The 578-nt window shown below is 46.9% G+C and carries 1 pseudogene; it reads right to left on the bottom strand.

Going from position 1 to position 578, the window contains the following annotated elements:
- Window positions 1-158: 158 nt before the first annotated feature.
- Window positions 159-578: pseudogene (locus R7Z77_RS27210) on the bottom strand (arabinose ABC transporter substrate-binding protein); the annotation flags it as partial.

Genomic DNA, 578 nt, shown 5'->3' with positions numbered 1-578 from the left:
ACTGCCTTTGTTGGCGCGAAAACTAATGTTGCTCAATGCCTTAACTCCTGGGAAATGCTTCGATATGTTGCAAAACTCAATGTAAGAGGGGGAATTTATCATGATCATTCTCTCCGTTTCCCGAAAGAGCGGCGGTCATTGCACCGCCGCAAATAGGCTTAAAGACCTTTTTTCTGTAGCTCTTCACGGAAGTTGTCGCGAGTGATCAGCACAACATCGGTGACTTCCACAAACTTCTCTGGCTGCACATCTTCTTTCACCCATTTGTACAGTGATTCGATGCTCTTAACGCCGTGCACGTCAGGGCTTGGCAATAGTGAGCCAAAGAAACCCGTAGCGTTTGACTTCGCCAACTCATTCACGGCATCGACACCATTAATACCAATACCAATCACGTTTTCAGCGGCAAAACCTTGGCCTTCAGTCGCGCGTACACCACCTAAAACCGTGTTGTCGTTCATACCAACAATCAGCCATTGCTTAACCTTTGGATATTGAACCAACAGTGAGTTAGCGGCATCTAACGCACCTGGGATGTCATTCGTTTTGGTCGGAACACGGTAGATTTGAGATTTAGG

Source organism: Vibrio sp. 1401, assembly GCF_033340295.1.
This window is presented reverse-complemented; position numbering and strand designations above follow the sequence as displayed.